We start from the raw sequence: 253 nt of genomic DNA on the forward strand, positions 1-253 counted from the left end.
TTATAATCCTGACGCCATTCGCTGATGGTTTTCCTGGCATGATTGACGTCGCTGAACCAGTGTTCATTCAGGCATTCATCGCGAAAGCGTCCGTTAAAACTCTCAATAAATCCGTTCTGCGTCGGCTTGCCGGGCTGGATAAGTCGCAGCTCCACTCCATGCTCAAAGGCCCACTGATCGAGCGCGCGGCAGGTAAACTCCGGGCCCTGATCGGTTCTTATCGTAGCCGGATAGCCGCGAAACAGCGCAATGC

At 54.2% G+C, this 253-nt stretch carries 1 protein-coding gene; it reads right to left on the bottom strand.

Translation table 11 applies throughout. The features are described 5' to 3' along the window. The coding region (locus RTW80_RS30060) for an integrase core domain-containing protein (RefSeq protein ID WP_312721829.1) at window positions 1-253 on the bottom strand (253 nt) is incomplete at both ends.

Origin of the sequence: Escherichia sp. AM3 (assembly GCF_032029835.1) — a bacterium.
In the GTDB taxonomy this organism is placed as follows: domain Bacteria; phylum Pseudomonadota; class Gammaproteobacteria; order Enterobacterales; family Enterobacteriaceae; genus Escherichia; species Escherichia coli.